At 66.0% G+C, this 19652-nt stretch carries 17 protein-coding genes and 1 tRNA gene; 9 read left to right on the forward strand and 9 right to left on the reverse strand.

Annotated features, from left to right (window positions below; translation table 11 throughout):
• From DF286_RS13860 to DF286_RS13875, 4 genes are all read right to left on the reverse strand, one after another.
• Positions 1 to 1116, reverse strand: coding sequence for a CaiB/BaiF CoA transferase family protein (locus DF286_RS13860; RefSeq protein WP_109272279.1), 1116 nt, complete (start codon positions 1114 to 1116; stop codon positions 1 to 3).
• An 88-nt stretch (positions 1117 to 1204) separates the two neighbouring features.
• Positions 1205 to 2389 (reverse strand): acyl-CoA dehydrogenase, encoded by a 1185-nt coding sequence (locus DF286_RS13865; protein ID WP_109272280.1) that lies wholly within the window; start codon positions 2387 to 2389, stop codon positions 1205 to 1207.
• A gap of 105 nt (positions 2390 to 2494) precedes the next feature.
• On the reverse strand, positions 2495 to 4024 hold the full coding sequence (locus DF286_RS13870; RefSeq protein WP_146193639.1) for a tetratricopeptide repeat protein: 1530 nt from the start codon (positions 4022 to 4024) through the stop codon (positions 2495 to 2497).
• Between the two features lie 56 nt (positions 4025 to 4080).
• Positions 4081 to 4170 (reverse strand) — tRNA-Ser (locus DF286_RS13875).
• Between the two features lie 128 nt (positions 4171 to 4298).
• Here DF286_RS13875 and DF286_RS13880 point away from each other — a divergent pair.
• The 9 genes from DF286_RS13880 to mazG all read left to right on the forward strand — a co-directional run bounded on the left by DF286_RS13880 (position 4299) and on the right by mazG (position 12911).
• Complete coding sequence (locus tag DF286_RS13880) at positions 4299 to 5333, forward strand: lytic murein transglycosylase (RefSeq protein ID WP_109272479.1); 1035 nt, start codon at positions 4299 to 4301, stop codon at positions 5331 to 5333.
• Between the two features lie 89 nt (positions 5334 to 5422).
• Entirely contained in the window at positions 5423 to 6592 is a 1170-nt protein-coding gene (locus tag DF286_RS13885; protein WP_109272282.1) for a D-alanyl-D-alanine carboxypeptidase family protein, read from the forward strand.
• A gap of 1 nt (position 6593) precedes the next feature.
• Positions 6594 to 7217: a dTMP kinase gene (gene tmk / locus DF286_RS13890; protein WP_109272283.1), complete on the forward strand. Its 624-nt coding sequence runs from the start codon at positions 6594 to 6596 to the stop codon at positions 7215 to 7217.
• Entirely contained in the window at positions 7214 to 8197 is a 984-nt protein-coding gene (locus tag DF286_RS13895) for a DNA polymerase III subunit delta' (protein WP_109272284.1), read from the forward strand. Before tmk ends, DF286_RS13895 begins: the two co-directional genes overlap by 4 nt.
• A gap of 164 nt (positions 8198 to 8361) precedes the next feature.
• Positions 8362 to 9921 (forward strand): methionine--tRNA ligase, encoded by a 1560-nt coding sequence (gene metG, locus DF286_RS13900; RefSeq protein ID WP_109272285.1) that lies wholly within the window; start codon positions 8362 to 8364, stop codon positions 9919 to 9921.
• Positions 9922 to 9941: 20 nt separating this feature from the next.
• Positions 9942 to 10718, forward strand: coding sequence for a TatD family hydrolase (locus DF286_RS13905; protein WP_109272286.1), 777 nt, complete (start codon positions 9942 to 9944; stop codon positions 10716 to 10718).
• A complete protein-coding gene (locus DF286_RS13910; RefSeq protein ID WP_109272287.1) occupies positions 10715 to 11479 on the forward strand; it encodes an MBL fold metallo-hydrolase in 765 nt (254 codons plus the stop codon). The genes DF286_RS13905 and DF286_RS13910 overlap by 4 nt, the downstream gene beginning before the upstream one ends.
• Entirely contained in the window at positions 11476 to 12075 is a 600-nt protein-coding gene (locus tag DF286_RS13915) for a retropepsin-like aspartic protease family protein (protein ID WP_243444891.1), read from the forward strand. The genes DF286_RS13910 and DF286_RS13915 overlap by 4 nt, the downstream gene beginning before the upstream one ends.
• A 71-nt stretch (positions 12076 to 12146) precedes the next feature.
• Positions 12147 to 12911, forward strand: coding sequence for a nucleoside triphosphate pyrophosphohydrolase (gene mazG / locus DF286_RS13920; protein ID WP_109272288.1), 765 nt, complete (start codon positions 12147 to 12149; stop codon positions 12909 to 12911).
• Positions 12912 to 13003: 92 nt separating this feature from the next.
• Here mazG and hflX read toward each other — a convergent pair whose 3' ends face one another.
• The 5 genes from hflX to dusB all read right to left on the reverse strand — a co-directional run bounded on the left by hflX (position 13004) and on the right by dusB (position 19636).
• Entirely contained in the window at positions 13004 to 14314 is a 1311-nt protein-coding gene (hflX, locus tag DF286_RS13925) for a GTPase HflX (protein WP_109272289.1), read from the reverse strand.
• Positions 14311 to 14808 (reverse strand): RNA chaperone Hfq, encoded by a 498-nt coding sequence (gene hfq, locus DF286_RS13930; protein ID WP_109272290.1) that lies wholly within the window; start codon positions 14806 to 14808, stop codon positions 14311 to 14313. The genes hflX and hfq overlap by 4 nt, the downstream gene beginning before the upstream one ends.
• A 110-nt stretch (positions 14809 to 14918) precedes the next feature.
• Positions 14919 to 16304, reverse strand: a complete 1386-nt coding sequence (gene ntrX / locus DF286_RS13935; RefSeq protein WP_109272291.1) for a nitrogen assimilation response regulator NtrX — start codon at positions 16302 to 16304, stop codon at positions 14919 to 14921.
• 4 nt (positions 16305 to 16308) lie between these two features.
• Positions 16309 to 18546: a sensor histidine kinase gene (locus DF286_RS13940; RefSeq protein ID WP_243444892.1), complete on the reverse strand. Its 2238-nt coding sequence runs from the start codon at positions 18544 to 18546 to the stop codon at positions 16309 to 16311.
• Between the two features lie 91 nt (positions 18547 to 18637).
• The gene (gene dusB, locus DF286_RS13945) at positions 18638 to 19636 is read right to left on the reverse strand and encodes a tRNA dihydrouridine synthase DusB (RefSeq protein WP_109272292.1); all 999 of its coding nucleotides are present in this window, start codon (positions 19634 to 19636) and stop codon (positions 18638 to 18640) included.
• Positions 19637 to 19652: the final 16 nt, after the last annotated feature.

Below are 19652 nucleotides of genomic sequence, written 5' to 3' on the forward strand. Positions count from 1 at the left end.
CTAGTCCGTTCGGGAGCCGCCGAGCGGCGGGCTCGATCCCGCTGCGACCTGTCGCTTGCCGTCGATGACGATCGGCGAGGCGACGCCCGGTACGCCGTCCAGCTCCAGCTTCAGGCCGCGCGCGATCACCTGAGGGTCGTCGAAGACCTGGGCGACGGTGTTGATCGGCCCCGCCGGCACACCCGCCGCGGCCAAGGCGGAGAGCAGCTCGTCGCGGTGGCGCTGGAGCAGGGCAGGGGCGAGGGCGGCGGCGAGCGCCTCGCGATTGCGCACGCGATCGGCATTGGTGAGGAAGCGCGGGTCCTCGCCCAGCGCGGTCAGGCCCAACAGGTCGCAGAGCTTGCGAAACTGGCCGCCATTGCCGACGGCGATGATGACATGGCCGTCGGCGACGGCGAAGGTCTGGTAGGGCGCGATATTGGGATGGGCATTGCCGAGCCGGCGCGGCGGCTCGCCCGAGACCAGATAGTTCATCGCCTGGTTGGCGAGCACCGCCACCTGGGTGTCGAGGAGGGCCATGTCGATATGGCACCCCTTGCCGGTCGCCTCGCGGCCCCTGAGCGCCGCCAGGATCGCCGTCGAGGCATAGACGCCGGTAAAGATGTCCGCGAAGGCGACGCCGATCTTCTGCGGCTCGCCCTCCGGGTCGCCGGTCAGGTCCATGATCCCGCCCATGCCCTGGATCATGAAGTCGTAGCCGGCCCGCGGGGCGTAGGGGCCGTCCTGGCCGAAGCCGGTAATCGAACAGTAGATGAGGCGCGAGTTGATGGCGGAGAGGCTGGCATGATCGAGGCCGTATTTGGCGAGGCCGCCGACCTTGAAATTCTCGATCAGGATATCCGCATCCCGTGCCAGGACGCGGACCTGCTCCTGCCCCTCGGGCGTCTCGAAGTCGATCGCCACCGAGCGCTTGCCCCGGTTGCAGCTATGGAAATAGGCGGCGCTGCCGTCCTTCTCGACGAAGGGCGGCCCCCAGCCTCGCGTATCGTCGCCGACGCCGGGCCGCTCGACCTTCACCACCTCGGCGCCGAGATCGGCCAGCAACTGCCCCGCCCAGGGCCCGGCCAGTATGCGGGCCAGCTCGACAACCCTGATGCCTGCCAGCGGCTTATCCATGCCCGTCCCCGTCATTGCGAGCGCAGCGAAGCAATCCAGTGACTGGATCGCCGCGTCGCTGCGCTCCTCGCGATGACGAGACCCGAAATCAAAACGCCGCGATCCCGGTGATGGCGCGGCCGAGGATCAGGCCGTGGACGTCGTGCGTCCCCTCATAGGTGTTGACCGTCTCCAGGTTCGCGGCGTGGCGCATCACCTGGAATTCGGCTGAGATGCCGTTGCCGCCGTGCATGTCGCGGGCGGTGCGGGCGATATCGAGCGCCTTGCCGCAATTGTTGCGCTTGATGAGGCTGATCGTCTCGGGGATGAGCTCGCCTTCGTCCATCCGCCGGCCGACCCGAAGCGCCGCCTGGAGGCCGAGGGTGATCTCGGTCACCATATTGGCAAGCTTCAGCTGGACGAGCTGAGTGGCGGCGAGCGGCCGCCCGAACTGCTTCCGCTCGAGCGTGTAGGACCGGGCGGCATGATAGCAGGCCTCGGCCGCGCCCATCGAACCCCAGGCGATGCCGTAGCGGGCGCGATTGAGGCAGCCGAACGGGCCTTTGAGCCCTTCGACATCGGGAAGAAGATTCTCCTCCGGCACCTCGACCTCGTCCATGACGATCTCGCCGGTGATCGAGGCGCGCAAGCTGAGCTTCTCCCTCACCTTGGGCGCCGACAGGCCTTTCATGCCCTTCTCCAGCACGAAGCCCTTGATCTTGCCGTCATGGGCGTCGGACTTGGCCCAGACGACGAAGACGTCGGCGATCGGCGAATTGGTGATCCACATCTTGGCGCCGGAAAGACGATAGCCGCCGTCCACCTTCTTCGCCCGCGTGCGCATGGCTCCGGGGTCGGAGCCGGCATCGGGCTCGGTGAGGCCGAAGCAGCCGACCCATTCGCCGGTCGCGAGCTTGGGCAGATATTTCCGCTTCTGCGCCTCCGTGCCATAGGCATTGATCGGGTGCATGACGAGGCTGGACTGAACCGACATGGCCGAGCGGTAGCCCGAATCCACCCGCTCCACCTCGCGCGCCACCAGGCCGTAGCTCACATAATTGAGGCCGGCGCCGCCATATTCGGTCGGAATGGTCGCGCCGAGCAGGCCGAGCGCGCCCATCTCGGTCATGATAGCGCGGTCGAAATCTTCCTCCAGATAGGCGTGCTTCACCCGCGGCTGCAGCTTCTCCTGCGCATAGCCCCGCGCGGTATCGCGGACGAGCCGCTCCTCATCGCTCAGCTGATCGTCGAGGGCAAAAGCGTCCGCCCAGTCGAAGGGTGCAATTCTGGTCATGCTCGATCACTTTCCCGCTGTCGCACACGCGCCGGATTTCGCGCGGCGGTTCTCGCGATGCAGCTACTGGCGCGGGCGCCGCGGATCAAGCCGCTCGTGGCTCACTCACTCGGTCGAGCCGGCCTGTTCCGCGTCCCCGAAGTCGAACCCGACCCTCTCGTCGACAGGGCGGCGGTTCTTGGCGGCTTCGAGCAGTGTCTCCGCCGCAGCAACCGATTGGGGATGATGCACGCTGGCAGCGATCGGCGTCAGCACCGCTCGCGCAGCGTCATACTCCTCGCGAAGCAGCAGGATCTGTCCCGCTTGAATCCCGATCTCCGCCACCTGCGGCGCGAGGCTGCGGGCGAGCAGGAGAATGTTCGTCGTATTCTCCGAAAGATAATCTGGCTCAACTGACAGTGCTTCGGCATAGCGATACAAGGTCGGGAAATGGTTGGGGTCGACCTTGTGTGCCTTCACGAACCAACCTTTTGCCTCGGCGAAATAGGCCGCGCGCGCCGCTTCGTCTGCACGACCGGCGGTCAAGTAGCGCATGCCTTTCAGATAGAGCAGCTCGGCGTCGTCCGGGCTGGCTTGCAGCAGCTCACCCAGAAGGCGATCGGCGGCGGCGGCGTTGCCATAGAGCGCCTCGGCCTGGGCAAGGACCCTCCTGGCGAACGGATCTTCCTTCCCTCGCGCTTCGCGCCGGGTCCTTTCCAGCACCGCCTTGCGGGCCTTTTCGGGCACACCGACCCTCATTACCGCCTGCAGCAGCATCAGCTCGTCGGACGAGGTCGGGAGCGTGGTGATAACCGGATCCGCGACCGCATGGCCGCGAGGCGCGCGAGTATAGGCGATGCCGTCGCGGGCATAGGCGCGAATGCGCGCATCCAAGTCCGATGCCGGCATGCCGAAGGCGGACTGGAAGGCGGTCCTGGGTTCCTCTCCCGCGCTCAGTGCCGAAAGGTATGCGCGCGTTGCCGCCGCGCGGGCGGGGTCGCTCATCAGATAATGAACGAGGATCCAGCTCTGAGCGTAAAAGCGGGCGGAATCGCCCCATTGCGGCTTCCGATCTCCGCCGAACAGGACGTGTTCATAGGGTATCCAGCGCGACTTGTCAGACAGCCAGAGCGAGCGGTTGTCGTTGTAGCGACCGAATTCGAGTATGTCGGATCGGAAGTCCGCCGTCGCGACATATTCGGCGAAGCCTTCCACATACCAGGCGGGATAGCCCGCCGGAAAATATTGCAACATGAAGTGATGGGCATATTCGTGAAACAGCGTGTCGTTCGGCCCATAGCGGCCTACGTTGGTGCGCTGGTTTACGAACGCCCCGATACCATCGGGCGACGCCAGGTAGAAGCCGCCCACCCCATAGGACACGTCCCTAACGAGCCGCAGCCGATCGTGATTGTAAACAAGATAGACGGGCAGCTTGTTGGGCGGGGACGCCGCGTCGACGCCGGTCAGCAGCCGCAGCAGCCGATCGAATTCCTCGAGAACAATAGCCTGCTCGCGGAGGCGGCCCTCCTCAATTTCGCCGTATAGGATGAAATGATCCGTCTCTGCGCGCCGCCATGCCGCGTCCGCCGGCCCACTGGCCAAAAGCAGAACGGCCGACGCCATGCCGAGAATAGCGCGTTGAAATGCTGCCATCTTCCCCCTCCGCAGCCTTTATCCGGACTTTAGCCGGAGCGCGGAACGAAGCAAGCTGGCGGATGGGGTGGGATTCGAACCCACGGTGGGCGTGAACCCACGGCGGTTTTCAAGACCGCTGCCTTAAACCACTCGGCCACCCATCCTTGTCGACGACGCCTTAGGCGCCCAGCGCCATTTCGTGCAAGCGGCGCGAAGGAACCCGTGCGCGGCGCGGGCGCTTATGGCAATAGGCCGAGCGAGAAGGGGAGTGTTCATGCGTTTCGTTCACCAGATGATGGCTATGTTGCTCGCGGCTTTCCCGCCATGGAACTCGGGAGGCGCCGCCGCGATGGCGCAGACCGGCGGGCTCAACCAGGCCGGATTCGAAATGTATCTGCCGCAGCTCCGCGCGCAGGCTCTGGCCGCCGGGGTCACTCCCTCCACCATCGATCGCGTCTTTCCGACCTTGCAGTTCAGCTCCCGCACCATCGAACTGGATCGGGGTCAGCCTGGCGGCAGCGCGGGCAATCCCGCCATCCCGCCCTTCGCGCCCTATCGCGCCCGCCACGTGACGCCGAGCCTCATCAGCCGCGGCGAGGCACGCTATGCCTCCAATATCGGCCAGCTGAACGCGATCGGACGCCGCTACGGCGTCGAGCCCTCGGTGCTCGTCGCTATCTGGGGCCATGAGACCAGCTATGGCGCCGTCACCGGCGATTTCGACCTTTTGAACTCGCTCGCCAGCCTCGCTTATGAGGGCCGCCGCCGCGACCTCTTCTCGGAGGAATTCGTCGCCGCCCTGAAGATGGTCGACCGCGGCGTGCAGCGCAGCCAGCTCAAGGGCAGTTGGGCCGGCGCCACGGGCTATCCGCAATTCCTTCCTTCCGTCTATCTTCGCCTCGCGGTCGACGGCGACGGCGACGGAGACGCCGACATCTGGAACAGCCAGGCCGACGCGCTCGCGTCCATCGCCAACTATCTCAGCAATGCCGGCTGGAAGCCCAACGTTACCTGGGGCGTGCCGGTCAGCGTTCCGGCGGGGCTCGACCGGGCAGCGCTCGGCACGCGTCTCGTCGCGCCCCGTTGCCCACGCGTCCATGAGCGGCACAGCCGGTGGAAGACGATCGGCGAATGGCGGCGCCTGGGCATCGTCGCCCAGAATGGCCGCTGGCCCGCCGACCATGAGTTTGCGAGCCTGCTGGAGCCCGACGGCCCGGGACAGACCGCCTATCTGCTCACCAACAACTACCGCACTATCCTCGACTATAACTGCTCGAATTTCTACGCGCTGTCGGTCGGGATCCTTGCCGATGAAATCGCGCGCTGAGCACTGGCGAAGGCCGGAACGAGGCGTTAAGACTCGGGCCATGACCGCAAGCGGGTGCGGGTCCCGATACAAAGGAACGGTTCTTAAACATGAAGCCTAAGGCGCTGCTTTTCGGATTTTTCGCGACTGCTCTTACCTTGCCGGCCATCGCCGCCGCGCCGCCGTTCGAGACCGCCGCCCCGGTCGCCTTCATGAAGGACCTGTCCTCGGGCGCCATCCTCTACGCCAAGAATCCCGATCAGCGCATCCCGCCCGCTTCGATGGCCAAGATGATGACGACGCATCTCGCCTTCCGGCTCATCAGCGAAGGCGAGCTTTCGCTGGACAAGATGTGCACGGTCCGGCCGGAAACCTGGCGTCAATGGCATGGGCCCCAGGCCGGCTCCACCATGTTCCTGTCGCCCGGTCAGGAGGTCAGCGTCCGCAATCTCCTTCACGGCATCGTCACCGTGTCGGGCAACGACGCCAGCGTCGTCCTTGCCGAATGCATCGCCGGCACCGAGCCCGCCTTCGCGGCGCGGATGAACGCCGAAGCCAAGCGGCTCGGCATGAAGAACAGCAATTTCGGCAATTCCAACGGCTGGCCGGACGAGGGCGTGACCTACACGACCGCGCGCGACCTCGCTATACTCGCCCAGGCGTCGGTCGAGGAGACGCCGAAGCTCTACAAGGAGTTCTACGACCAGGCATCCTTCACCTGGGGCGAGACGATGAGCGGCAAACCCATCACCCAGCCCAACCGCAATCCGCTGCTCGGCAAGGTCGCGGGGGCGGATGGCCTCAAGACCGGTCACACCGAGGCCGCGGGCTATGGCTTCACCGGCTCGGCCGTGCAGAACGGCCGGCGTCTCATCATGGTCGTCGCGGGTCTCGACAGCAGTGGCCAGCGCATCGACGAGAGCACCAAGTTCATGAACTGGGGCTTCCGCGCCTGGCAGGCCCAGCCGCTCCTCGCCAAGGGCGAAAAGATTGCCGAGGCGAAGGTGCAACTCGGCGACAAGAATGTGGTGGGCCTCGTCGCGCCCCGCGACATCGCGGTAACGATCCCGGCCGCGACGCCCAAGAGCAACATCAGCGTCAAGGTGGTCTATGACGGCCCCGTCAAGGCGCCGATCAAGGCCGGCCAGCATATCGCCAACCTCGTCGTCACCACCGGCGACACCGAGCCGCAGACGATGCCGCTAGTCGCTGCGGAAGAGGTGGGCGAGGCGGGCTTCTTCGACCGGATCATGGCCGGCTTCAGCCACATTATCGGCTGAGGTGGCCGGACGGTTCATAAGCCTCGAAGGCGGGGAGGGGGTCGGCAAGTCGACCCAGATCAAGCGGCTGGCCGAAGCGCTGCGCGCCCGCGGCCATGAAGTTGTGGAGACGCGCGAGCCGGGCGGCAGTCCGGGCGCAGAGGCGATCCGCAAGCTGCTGCTGGAGGGGGAGGCGGAGCGCTGGACGGCCGAGACCGAGACTCTGCTCTTCGCCGCTGCGCGCGCCGACCATGTCGCCCGCACCATCCGGCCAGCGCTCGCTCGCGGAGCCTGGGTGCTGACCGATCGTTTCCTCGACAGCTCGCTCGCCTATCAGGGCGGCGCCGGCGGAGTAGGGGAGGCGGCGATCCGCCAGCTTCACGCCATCGGCAGCGGCGGGCTGCTGCCGGACCGGACATTGCTCCTTCGCCTCCCTGCCGAATCCGCCGCCGCGCGCGCCTCGACCCGCGACGGCGGCGCCGGCGACCGCATCGGCGGTCGGGATGCCTCCTATCACGCAAGGGTCGCGGCGGCCTTCGAAGCGCTCGCCGCCCAGGAGCCGGAACGTTTCCGCCCCGTGGACGCGAGCGGCCCGGCCGGCGACGTCACCGAGCGCATCTTGGCGGCGCTCGCCGACCTTCTGTGACCCCGCTGTTCGGCCATGACGCCGCCGTGGCGGCCTTTCGCGACGGAATGGCCAGCGGGCGGCTGCACCATGCCTGGCTGATCACCGGCCCTGTCGGCGTCGGCAAGGCCCTGTTCGCGGAAAAGGCGGCGCTGAGGGTGCTGGCGGAGGGGGCGGGGCCGCCGGTCAGCGCGCCGGGACTGGACGTGCCGGACGAGCATCCGATCGCCAAGCTGGTCGAGGCCGGAAGCCATCCGGACCTGATGCGCCTGGAGCGGCTGGCCAAGGCGAGCGGCGACGGATTGGCCCGCAGCATCACCATCGATCAGGTAAGGGGGCTGCAGCGTCTCTTCTCCACCACGCCTTCGCTCTCGCCCTGGCGGGCGGTCATCATCGATTCGGTCGACGATCTCGAACGCGGCGGCGCCAACGCCCTGCTCAAGAATCTCGAGGAGCCGCCACCCAACAGCCTTTTCCTGCTGGTCAGCCATGCCCCGGAACGGCTGCTGCCGACGATCCGCTCGCGTTGCCGTCAGCTGCGTCTCAACGCGCTTGACGATGCCGCCATGACGTCAGCCTTGCAGGCGGCGCTTCCGGACGCCGACGCCGCGGAGATCGCCGCCCTGCGCGAAATCGGGGAGGGTTCACCGGGGCGCGCCATCGCCTATCGCGGCCTCGACATCGGCGCGCTCGACAAGGCCATGCGCGAGATCGCCGCCCAGGGCGATCCCACCAACGCCCGGCGGAGCGCGCTCGCCCACAGCCTTTCGCTGAAGGCGGCCCAGCCCCGCTATGAGGCGTTTCTCGCCCGCGCCCCGTCGCTCATCGCAGAATCGGCGAAGTTGCGGCGGGGCGCGGCGCTCGCCGAGGCGCTCCGACTGTGGGAAAGGGCGTCTGCCCTCGCCGGCAGCGCGACGCGCCTCTCGCTCGATCCCCAGAGCGTCGTCTTCGAGCTGGCCGGAATGCTCGCGGCGCTTGCACCCGAAAAAGCCCGGCTCTGACCGTCATCCGGGCAAAAGCCGGGATCCAGGAACGCGCTACGAGCAGCATAGGCGATCAAATCATCGCTTCACCTGATTTCACCGGTGTTCTTGGGCCCGGCTTTCGCCGGGATGACGGGAAGGGGGCTTGAACGGCGGCCCCATAATGCGCCAGAGCCGGGGCGATGACCCAGCCCTTCTATATCACCACCGCCATCAACTATCCCAACGGACGCCCGCACATCGGCCATGCCTATGAGGCGATCGCGACCGACGTCGTTGCCCGCTTCCAGCGCCAGCGTGGGCGCGACGTCTTCTTCATGACCGGCACCGACGAGCATGGCCTGAAGATGGCCCAGACGGCGCGGGAGAAGGGCGTCACGCCGGCGGCGCTTGCCGAAGAGATGACGTCCTATTTCAAGGCGATGGACGAGCGTCTCAACATCTCCTGCGACCGCTTCATCCGCACCACCGAGCCCGACCATCACCGCGCCAGCCAGGCCCTGTGGCAGGCGATGGTCGACGCGGGCGACGTTTATCTCGGCCGCTACGAAGGCTGGTACTCGGTCCGCGACGAAGCCTATTATGACGAGAAGGAGCTGGTCACCGCGGAGACCGGCGAAAAGCTTTCCCCCCAGGGAACGCTCGTCGAATGGACGGTCGAGGAGAGCTGGTTCTTCCGCCTCTCCAAATATCAGGAGCCGCTGCTCCGCCATTATCGCGACAATCCGGGCTTCATCCGCCCGGAGACGCGCCGCAACGAAGTGATGCGCTTCGTCGAAGGCGGACTGTCGGACCTCTCCATTTCGCGCACCAGCTTCGATTGGGGGGTCAAGGTCCCCGGCGACGAGCGGCATGTGATGTATGTCTGGGTGGACGCCCTCACCAATTATCTGACCGGCCTCGGCTATCCCGAGCACACAGAAGCCTTCAAGCGTTTCTGGCCCGCCGATATCCACGTCATCGGCAAGGACATCGTCCGCTTCCACGCCGTCTACTGGCCCGCCTTTCTGATGTCGGCGGGTCTGCCCCTGCCCAAACAGGTGTTCGGCCATGGATTCCTCCTCCACCGCGGCGAGAAGATGTCGAAGTCGGTCGGCAACGTCGTCGATCCGCTCGATCTCGTGGAAGCCTTCGGCGTCGACCAACTCCGCTATTTCCTGCTACGCGAGATAACCTTCGGCCAGGATGGCAGCTACAGCGCCGAGGCGATCGTCAACCGAGTCAATGCCGATCTCGCGAACAGCTTCGGCAATCTCGCGCAGAGAACTTTGTCTTTCATTGCAAAGAATTGCGATGGTGTGTTACCGCTCGATGGAAAGAGCGATGCTGCCGACGCGGCGTTGCTCGCCCAAGTAAGGGAAGTGGTGAGCCGTGACATGCCCGCCCATTTCGAAGCGCTGGAACTGAGCCAAGGCATCGAAGGATGGCTGAAGGCCGTCTTCGCCTGCAATCAATATATCGATGCCCAGGCGCCCTGGACGCTCCGCAAGACCGATCCGGAGCGGATGACGGCCGTGCTGGCGACGCTCTACCGCGCGATCCGGGATCTCGCCATCGCGATCCGGCCGGTCATCCCTGACTCGGCCGACAATTTGCTCGATCAGATGGGCGTGCCGGAAGCGGAGCGGGACTATGCGGCGCTGGAGGACGGCGGCAGCTACGAGCGGCTGGCCGGTTCCGGCTTCAAGCTGGAGACGCCCAGGCCCATATTCCCCCGGCTGGAGATGCCGGCGGACGGCTGATCCTCTATGGAAGCTGAGCGATGTTCATCGATAGCCACTGCCACCTGAACTACAAAGGCCTGGTCGAGGACCAGCAGGGTGTGCTGGAGCGCGCGCGGGCGGCGGGCGTCGAGACGATGCTCAACATCTCCACCCGTGCGTCCGAATGGGACGAGGTGATCGGCCTGGCCGAGCGGGAAGGGGACGTCTGGGCCTCGGTAGGCATCCACCCCCACGAGGCGGATGTTCATCCCGACATCGAGACCGCGACGCTGGTCGAGCGCGCCCGGCATCCGCGGGTCGTCGGCATCGGCGAGAGCGGCCTCGACTTCTACTACGACCATTCCGACCGCGACCGGCAGCGCGAGAGCTTCCGCGCCCATATCGCTGCTGCGCGGGAAAGCGGCCTTCCCCTCATCGTCCATACCCGCGACGCCGAGGAAGACACCCACGCCATCCTCGCCGACGAGATGGGGAAGGGGGCCTTCACCGGCGTCATCCACTGCTTCACCGCCAGCGCAGACTTCGCCCGCAAGGCGCTGGATCTGGAGCTCTATATTTCCATCTCGGGCATCGTGACCTTCAAGAACGCCAAGGATCTCCAGGAAACGGCGAAGGGGCTGCCGCTCGACAAGCTGCTGATCGAGACGGACTCGCCCTTTCTCGCGCCTGTCCCGCACCGGGGAAAGCCGTGTGAGCCGGCCTATGTCGCCGACACGGCTCGCTTTCTGGCGGACCTGCGCGGAGAAACCATCGAGCAGTTGTCGGCCGCTACCAGCGCCAATTTCCGCACGCTGTTCGCCAAGGCGGCGGCGTGAAGCTCCGAATCCTCGGCTGCGGCACTTCCTCAGGCGTTCCCAGGATCGGCAATGATTGGGGCCGCTGCGACCCCAGGGAACCGAAGAACCGCCGCCGACGCGTCTCTATTCTGATCGAGCGGGCGGAAACGCGCATCCTCGTCGACACGAGCCCGGATCTGCGCGAACAACTGCTCGACGCCGACGTCGCCGATCTCGATGCGGTGATCTGGACCCACGATCATGCCGATCATTGTCACGGCATCGACGATCTGCGGCAGGTCTTCCATGCGCGAGGCGCGCCCATTCCCGGCTATGCCCGCGCCGATACGCTGGCGACGCTCGAAAACCGCTTCGGCTATGCGCTTGAAGGCAATGATGGTTATCCCTCGGTCGTCGATGCTGCGCTGCTTCCGGACGCGTTAGCGATCGGCGCCATACAAGTGCGGGTCGTGGACCAGCCGCACGGGTCGATCTCATCGGCAGGACTCCGCTTCGACGCCGGCGGGAGGTCGATTGGATATTCTACGGACTTCAATGTCTTAACCGGCGACATGGCCACGCTGTTCAAAGGCGTCGACGTGTGGATCGTCGATGCACTCCGCCGCCATCCGCACCCGACCCACCCGCATCTCCAGCAGGCGCTCGACTGGATCGATGCGGTTCAGCCGGGCCGCGCCATATTGACGCATATGGACAACAGCATGGACTATGCCGAGCTGATGGCGGAACTCCCGCAGGGTGTGGAGCCGGGCTATGACGGGCTCGAGGCGGAATTGTGAACGACGGAGATCAAGCCGCTAATTTCATTTATCTTCTGGGTGTGCTGGTACTTGTCGGCAGCGCCCTCATGGTGCGGCGCATCCCGATCCGACAGGGTCTCAAGATGGGCCTCGCATGGGTCCTCATCTTCCTGGCCATCTTCGTCGTCTTCGCGCTGCGGAGCGACTTCGCCGCTTTAGGCGACCGCCTCATGCAGTCGGCGCAGGGGCCGGCGACGCCGGTGCAGCAAGGCGAGACGCTGCGTGTCCGCCAGGCCATGGACGGCCATTTCTGGGTCGACGCCGAACTCAATGGCGAGACGGTCCGCTTCCTGGTCGACAGCGGCGCCACCACCACGAGCCTGTCCACGGCGACCGCGCGGCGAGCCGGCATCGAGCCCAGCGGCGGCTTTCCCGCCATCGTCCAGACCGCCAACGGCACCGTCGCCGTTCAGCGCGGCCGCGCCGATCGGATCCAGGTAGGCTCGATCGTCCGCGAAGGTCTGGCCGTCCACATCTCGGACGGCTTCGGCGACACCAATGTCCTCGGCATGAATTTCCTCTCGTCGCTTTCCGGCTGGGGCGTCGAGGACGGCTGGCTGATCTTGCGGCCATGAGCCGGGGGAGCGAAAGCCCATCTCCTTGGCTCTATCTGTATTTTACATAATGTATATTATCGGACTTAAAGATGACCCAGACTGAAGGGGCCCCACACGCCTCCCTCGACGATCTCGTCGCCGTCATGCGCCGGCTTCGCGACCCGGAGACCGGATGCGAATGGGACCGCGTCCAGACGTTCGAGACGATCGCTCCCTATACGATCGAGGAAGCCTATGAAGTCGCCGATGCGATCCGCCGTAGCGACATGGCGGACCTCAAGGACGAGCTTGGGGATCTCCAGCTCCAGGTCGTCTATCACGCCCGCATCGCCGAGGAACTCGGCGCCTTCGACATCGATGACGTCATGGCGTCGATCACCGCCAAGATGATCCGCCGCCACCCGCACATCTTCGGCGATCAGGCGGAAAGCCCCGGCTGGGAAGCCTTGAAGGCCGAGGAACGCGGCCGGCACGAGGACAAGAGCGCGCTCGCCCATGTCGCCCAGGCGTTGCCGGCGCTGAAGCGCGCCGACAAGCTTCAGAAGCGCGCCGCCCGCGTCGGCTTCGACTGGCCGGATGCCAGCGGCCCGCGCGCGAAGATCATCGAGGAGCTGGCGGAGATCGACGCCGCGACCTCAGACGAAGAACGCGCGGCGGAGGTGGGCGACCTTCTATTTTCCGTGGTCAATTATGCCCGGCATCTCGGCGTCGATCCCGAGACCGCCTTGCGCGAGGCCGCGAACCGCTTCGAAACGCGCTTCCGGAAAGTGGAAGAGATATCGGACAAGCCCTTGTCCGACATGGATATCGATGGGCTCGAAGCGCTCTGGCAGACGGCGAAGCGCGCGCTTTGATCAAACTGCGTCATTGCGAACGAAGCGAAGCAATCCAGCCCTGCGCAGACTGGATGGCTTCGTCGCCATGCTCCTCGCAATGATGGCAGGCTCTACAGCAGCGCCCGATGTTGCGCGCGGAAGCGTGCCCAGGCGGCATCGGAAATCCGCACTTCTAACTCCGTCTCAAGTCCTTCCGCACGCTGCTTGAGCACTTCGCCATTGGCGTGAAGCCAGGCAATGGCGTTGCCCGCCGATACGGGAAGGGTGACGCTATGGACGTGGGTTCCCTCGCGCAGACGGTCGGCGGCGCAGCGGACGAGGGCGTCCACCCCTTCCCCGCTGAGCGCCGAAAGGGTGACGACGTCCTCCTTCCGTGCTGCCTCCGCGCGCACGCGCTCAGCCTCCTCCTCGGCAAGGGCATCGATCTTGTTCCAGGCTTCGATCAGGGGCGCACTCCCCTCTCCTGCCGCACCGATCTCCTCCAGCACCCGCTCGACATCGACCCGCTGCGCTTCCGTGTCTGGATGGGAAATGTCACGGACGTGGATGATGAGGTCGGCCGAGACGACCTCCTCGAGCGTGGCCCGGAAAGCGGCGACGAGCTGGGTTGGCAGGTCGGAGATGAAGCCGACCGTATCCGAGAGGATGGCCTTTTCGATCCCCGGCATCGCCACCTCGCGCATGGTCGGATCGAGCGTGGCGAACAGCAGGTTTTCGGCCATGACGTCGGCGCGAGTCAGCCGGTTGAACAGGGTCGATTTGCCGGCATTGGTGTAGCCGACCAGCGCGATCACCGGCCACGGCGCCTTCTGCCGCCGCGCCCGGTGGAGCGCGCGGGTGCGGGTCACCTGGTCCAGATCCTTCCGGATTTTGGCCATGCGGTCGCGGATCATGCGCCTATCGGCTTCGATCTGGGTTTCACCGGGTCCGCCGAGGAAGCCGAAGCCGCCGCGCTGGCGCTCGAGATGGGTCCAGGACCGGACCAGGCGGCCCGCCTGATAGTCGAGATGGGCGAGCTCGACCTGGAGCCGTCCCTCGGCCGTGGCGGCACGCTCGCCGAAGATCTCGAGGATGAGGCCGGTGCGGTCGATCACCTTGGCCTTGGTCGCGCCTTCCAGATTCTTCTGCTGGATCGGCGTCACCGCCGCGTCGACGATGATCAGCTCCGCCTCGGCCTGCTCGGCGGCGTCGGCGATGGCCTGCACCTGGCCGGACCCGAACAGGGTGCCGGGCTTGGGCGCGCGCACCTTGAAGGCGAGCTTCTCGGCGACGACGACCCCGATGGCCTCGGCAAGGCCGGCGGCCTCCTCCAGGCGCGCGTCGGTGTCGCGCCCGCCACCGTCGCTCCCCAGCTGGGGAAGCGCGATGACGGCGCGTGCGCCGCGGGCTAGGTCGTCAGTATCGCGATCGAAAACGCTCAGGCGCCGGTCTCCTCCTCGTCAGCCTCTACAAAGCTCACGGGGTTCTCCGGTTGCACGGTCGAGATGGCATGTTTGTAGACGAGCTGCGACTGGCCCTCGCGCTGGAGCAGCATGCAGAACAGGTCGAAGGCCGCGATCTCGCCTTGGAGCATGACGCCGTTCACCAGGAACATGGTAACCGGCTCGCCCGAGCGGCGGACGGCGCCCAAAAAGACTTCCTGGAGGAGCGTCGGCTTCTTCTTCTCCATCTGCTCGGCAAAGGCGCGCTCGATGTCCGCGAGGTCGATCGGGTGCGACGGCATGATCGTCGAGATGGCATGCTTGTAGATGAGCTGCGCCTGCCCGTCGCGGCGGAGCAACACCGAGAAGTTATCGAACCAGGTGATGATGCCCTGGAGCTTCACGCCCTTGACCAGGAACATGGTGACCGGCGTCTTGGACCGCCTGAGGCTGTTCAGAAACATGTCCTGGAGGTTGTTGACCTTTTCGGCCATCGCCCGCTCTCCTTATTGGCATGCAAGCCGCACGCATGGCCGCAGCACCCCTAGTTAGAGGTGCGGCTCTGCTCTTCAATAGCATGGCCGCGAGAATCCCGCCATCGGCGCTATTCGCCGCCCTCGCCCCTGTCGCCGATGCCGAGCGCCTTCAATTTGCGGTGCAGTGCCGAGCGCTCCATGCCGATGAAGCTCGCCGTTCTCGAGATATTCCCCGAGAAGCGGCGGATCTGGACCCTCAGATACTCGCGCTCGAACGTCTCGCGCGCTTCCCGGAGCGGCGTGCCCATGATCGCCTTCACCGCCTCGCCCGGCGCCAGCGACGCCTGCTCGTTCAGGATCTCGGGCGGCAGCATGTCGATCTCGATGCAGCCGACCCGTGAACCGGGGGCGAGGATGATGGTGCGCTCGATGACGTTGCGCAGCTGGCGAACGTTGCCCGGCCAGTCATAGGCCTGGAGCGCGGCGATGGCATCGTCGGAAAGGCTCGGCGTCGCCAACCGCTGCTCGGCGGCATAGCGGGCGACGAAATGGGCGACGAGCTCGGGTATGTCCTCGCGCCGTTCCGATAGCGCCGGCAGGTGCACGGGAACGACGTTCAGCCGATAGAAGAGGTCCTCCCGGAAGCGGCCCTCGGCGATCTCGTCGGAAAGCTGGCGCGCCGTCGAAGAGACGACCCGCATGTCGACCTTCACCATGCGCTGCCCGCCGACGCGGGTGAAGCTCTGGTCGGTGAGGACGCGGAGGATCTTGGCCTGGGCCGGCATCGGCATGTCGGCGATCTCGTCGAGGAACAAGGTGCCGCCATGGGCCTGCTCCAGAAGGCCGGGCCGGGCCAGCTCGCCGCCCTCCTCGACGCCGAACAGCTCCTCCTCCACCCGTTCGGGCGTCATCCGCGCCGCGCTGACGACGATGAAGGGCGCGTTGGCCCGCGGGCTCCAATTGTGGAGCAGCCGTGCCGCCACTTCCTTGCCGACGCCGGCGGGGCCGGTGATCAGCACCCGGCTCCCGGTCCCCGCCACACGCTTCAGGGTAGCGCGCACCGAATTGATGGCGACGCTCGAGCCTGTGAGCTCCGTCTCCTGGCCGATCTGCGCGCGGAGCGTCTCGTTTTCGCGGCGAAGCCGCTCGGTCTCGGTGGCGCGCTCGACGAGGTGGAGAAGATGCCCGGCCTCAAACGGCTTTTCGATGAAGTCGACGGCACCTTGGCGAATGGCGGCCACGGCGGTGTCGAGATTGCCATGCCCGGAGATCATCAGCACCGGCAGGGTCGGGTCGCGCCGCTTGATCTCGTCGAGCAGCTGCAACCCGTCGAGCTTGGAACCCTGCAGCCAGACGTCGAGCAGCACCAGCGAGGGTCGCCGGTCGGCGAGAGCGGCCAGCGCCTCCGTGCTGTTGCCGGCGGTACGCGTCTCATAGCCTTCGTCCTCGAGCACTCCCGAGACGAGTTCGCGGATGTCCTGTTCGTCGTCGACGACGAGAATGTCTAACGCCATGTCCTCAACCGTTCACTGCCGTGTCTTCCGTGTGGATAGTGCCCCCTCCCCCTAGCCGAGCCAGCGTCTCGGCATCGAAGACCAGTCGCACCAGCGTGCCGCCCTGCGCCCGGTCCTCGAACTCGATCGAACCGAAATGCTCCTCGACGATCTTCTTGACGATGGCGAGACCGAGCCCGGTGCCCTTCGCCCGCGTCGTCATATAGGGTTCGGTGAGGCGCCCCCGGTCGGCCGGAAGACCGATGCCGGTGTCGCTGATATCGATGCAGACGCGCCCGTCTCCCTCGCGGATCGTCATGGCGATGCAGTCCGTGCCGCCATTGCCGCCTTCCTCATGTTTCTGCTGGATCGCCTCGACGCCGTTCTTGACGATATTGGTGAGCGCCTGGCCGAGCTGGCGGCGGTCGCAAGTGAGTATCGGCGACGGCTCGGGCGCCTCGAACGTGAAGCGGATGTCGGGATGCGCCACCTCGTGCAGGAACAACGCCTGCCGCGCCACGTCGACGATCGCTTCGTCGCGGAAGACCGGCTTGGGCATGCGCGCGAACGAGGAGAATTCGTCGACCATGCGCCGCAGGTCTCCGACCTGGCGCACGATCGTCCCCGTCAGTCGCTCGAAGGTCGACGCGTCCGACGTGACTTCGCCGCCATAACGCCGCTGCAGCCGCTCGGCGGCGAGCTGAATGGGCGTCAGCGGATTCTTGATTTCATGCGCGATGCGGCGCGCCACGTCAGACCAGGCCGCGCGCCGCTGGTCGAGAAGCTGCTCGGTGATGTCGTCGAAGGTGAGCACATGCCCGCCCTCCACCTTCACCCGCTTGACGGCGAGGGTGCGGGGTTCGCCGCCGGAGGAGAATTGGATGATGTCCTCGCGCTCTTCGCTGTCGAGCTGCCTGTCGAGCTCGGGCGCCAGGTCGGCCAGCTTCTGACCCACCGCGCCCTCGTTGCCCGTCTTGAGGAGTGCCTCGGCCGAGCTGTTGATGAGGCTCACCCGCCGTTCGCTATCGACCGAGATCACGCCCGCGGTGACTCCCGACAGCACCGCCTCGATAAAGGCGCGGCGATTGTCGAGCTGGCTGTTGGCGGAGACAAGCGCGCCGGTCTGCGCCTCGAGCCGCTCGGTCATGCGGTTGAAGGCGTTGCCGAGCGTCGAGACCTCGTCGTTCACCCGGGAGTTGGGGACCCGGGCCGAAAGGTCGCCTGCCGTCACTCGCCGCGCCGCGTTCACCAGCTGCCCAACCGGCCGCACCAGACGATCGGCCAGCGTGAGCGCGATCCAGATGGAAAGCGCGACGATCAGCAGCGAAACCAGCAGCAGCGCCGCATTGAATCGGAACTGGAGCGTGCGCGAACGCTCGAACAACGCATCATAATCCTGCAGCACCGCCCGGCTGCGATTGAGCTGCTCGACCATCTTGGGATCGAACACCCGCGCGGCGTAGAGATAGGTGTCGTTCCCGAGCGGAAAGCGCGTGACGGCGCCGATGCGATCATCGCCCCTCACAGCGACCGTATCTCCGCCCTGCCGGAGCTGCCGGAGAATCTCCGGCCTCACCGCCTCGTTGAGGGAACGCTCATAAGGGTTGACGAGGGCGAGGGTTTGGACGCCGCTCTCCTCCGACACGCGCATCAGCACCGCCTCGGAAAGATTGCGGTAGAAGACCTGGCCGACGAAATATTCGGCGAATTCGGGGCTGTCGATCGGCTGTTCGCTGAGGAACAGCGCGAGGTCCCCGCCCATGGTCCGGGTCTCGTTGCTGACGCGCTCGATTTCGCTGTCGTAGCCGGCCTGCGCGATCGCATAGGCGTTTTCGAGCATCCCTCGCGCGCGGTCGGAGAACCAGAATTCGGTTCCGCTCTGGAAAAGCAGAGATGCGAAGATGACGACGAGAAGCGTCGGCACGCTGGCGATGACCGAGAACAGCGCGACGAGGCGGACGTGGAGCCGCCCCCTGCCCCCCACCTGGGATCGCGCGGCGCGGCCCATCGCCACCCGACGCGCCACCAGCACCATCAGCGCCGTGGCCGGAACGAGGTTGGCGACGAGAAGCATCGCCACCATCGGCGGCGTGAGCAACGACTGGGGCGAGCCCTGCCGGGTGACGATGAAGTAGCTGGCCACGGCCATGACGATCAGCGCCAGAACGGTCGCGATCTCGATCAGCGGCACGAAGCGGCTGCGGCGCAGCGCCACGGAAAGATGCCGCCGCCAGCGCGGCCGAGTTTCGGGAGCTATCGACACTTCAGCGTTCACGTGGCGTGTCTACCACAAGATTGTGACCCAAAGAACACAGTTTCAACGTCGGCTTGGCGCGCCGGAGGGGGTATTCGGCTCAGGCGGCGGCCCTTGTCAGCCACGGCGCGTAAAAGTCGCGGAGCATCGCGGTCGCCCGCTTGGGATCGGGCTCCTTGTTGAACGCGTTGCGGAACTCGGCCGAACCCGGCAGGCCCTTGGTGTACCAGCCGATATGCTTGCGCGCGCAGTTGGCGCCGATCTCCGGACCATAATGATCCAGCATCGCCTCATACTGCTCCATGATGACGCAGAACTGCTCGTCGATGCTCGGGTCGGGCAGCCGCTCGCCGGTCTTCAGCCAGCGCATGACCTGGCCGAGCAGCCACGGCTTGCCATAGGCGCCGCGCCCGATCATCACGCCGTCGGCGCCGGACTGGTCGAGCGCCGTCTCGACATCGTCGATCGAGTTGATGTCGCCATTGACGATGACCGGCACCGACACCGCTTCCTTCACCTGGCGGACGAAGCGCCAATCGGCCGTACCCTTGTAGAGCTGGCAGCGGGTGCGGCCGTGGATGGTGATCATCCTGACGCCCAGATCCTCGGCGATCCGCGCGAGCTCCGGGGCGTTGAGACTGTCATGGTCCCAGCCCATCCGCATCTTGAGCGTCACCGGGACGGACACCGCTTTCACTGTCGCTTCAATGAGTTCAGCTGCGAGCTTTACATCGCGCATCAATGCGGATCCGGCCCAGCCATTGACAACCTTGCGGACCGGACAGCCCATATTGATGTCGATGATCGCGGCGCCGCGGTCTTCGTTGAGCTTGGCCGCCTCGCCCATTTCGCGCGGCGTGCAGCCGACAAGCTGCATCGACACCGGATCCTCGATCGGGTCCCAGGCGGCCTTCTGGATCGACTGGCGCGTCTCGCGGATCGCGGCCTGGCTCGCGATCATCTCCGTCACCGTCAGCCCCGCACCGTAGCGCTTGACGACCCGCCGGAACGGCCGGTCGGTGACGCCCGTCATCGGCGCCAGGATGACCGGCGCATCGACGCGGACGGGGCCGATCGAGATGGGTGCAAGACGGGACATTGGGGCCAAGCCCTTA

Source organism: Sphingosinicella humi (assembly GCF_003129465.1).
GTDB lineage: Bacteria > Pseudomonadota > Alphaproteobacteria > Sphingomonadales > Sphingomonadaceae > Allosphingosinicella > Allosphingosinicella humi.

Bases quoted from the DNA above. Each gene is read 5' to 3' on its own strand.
- DF286_RS13860 (WP_109272279.1), bottom strand. From the start codon at position 1,116: ATGGATAAGCCGCTGGCAGGCATCAGGGTTGTCGAGCTGGCCCGCATA.
- DF286_RS13865 (WP_109272280.1), bottom strand. From the start codon at position 2,389: ATGACCAGAATTGCACCCTTCGACTGGGCGGACGCTTTTGCCCTCGAC.
- DF286_RS13870 (WP_146193639.1), bottom strand. From the start codon at position 4,024: ATGGCAGCATTTCAACGCGCTATTCTCGGCATGGCGTCGGCCGTTCTG.
- DF286_RS13880 (WP_109272479.1), top strand. From the start codon at position 4,299: ATGATGGCTATGTTGCTCGCGGCTTTCCCGCCATGGAACTCGGGAGGC.
- DF286_RS13885 (WP_109272282.1), top strand. From the start codon at position 5,423: ATGAAGCCTAAGGCGCTGCTTTTCGGATTTTTCGCGACTGCTCTTACC.
- metG (WP_109272285.1), top strand. From the start codon at position 8,362: ATGACCCAGCCCTTCTATATCACCACCGCCATCAACTATCCCAACGGA.
- DF286_RS13905 (WP_109272286.1), top strand. From the start codon at position 9,942: ATGTTCATCGATAGCCACTGCCACCTGAACTACAAAGGCCTGGTCGAG.
- mazG (WP_109272288.1), top strand. From the start codon at position 12,147: ATGACCCAGACTGAAGGGGCCCCACACGCCTCCCTCGACGATCTCGTC.
- hfq (WP_109272290.1), bottom strand. From the start codon at position 14,808: ATGGCCGAAAAGGTCAACAACCTCCAGGACATGTTTCTGAACAGCCTC.
- ntrX (WP_109272291.1), bottom strand. From the start codon at position 16,304: ATGGCGTTAGACATTCTCGTCGTCGACGACGAACAGGACATCCGCGAA.
- dusB (WP_109272292.1), bottom strand. From the start codon at position 19,636: ATGTCCCGTCTTGCACCCATCTCGATCGGCCCCGTCCGCGTCGATGCG.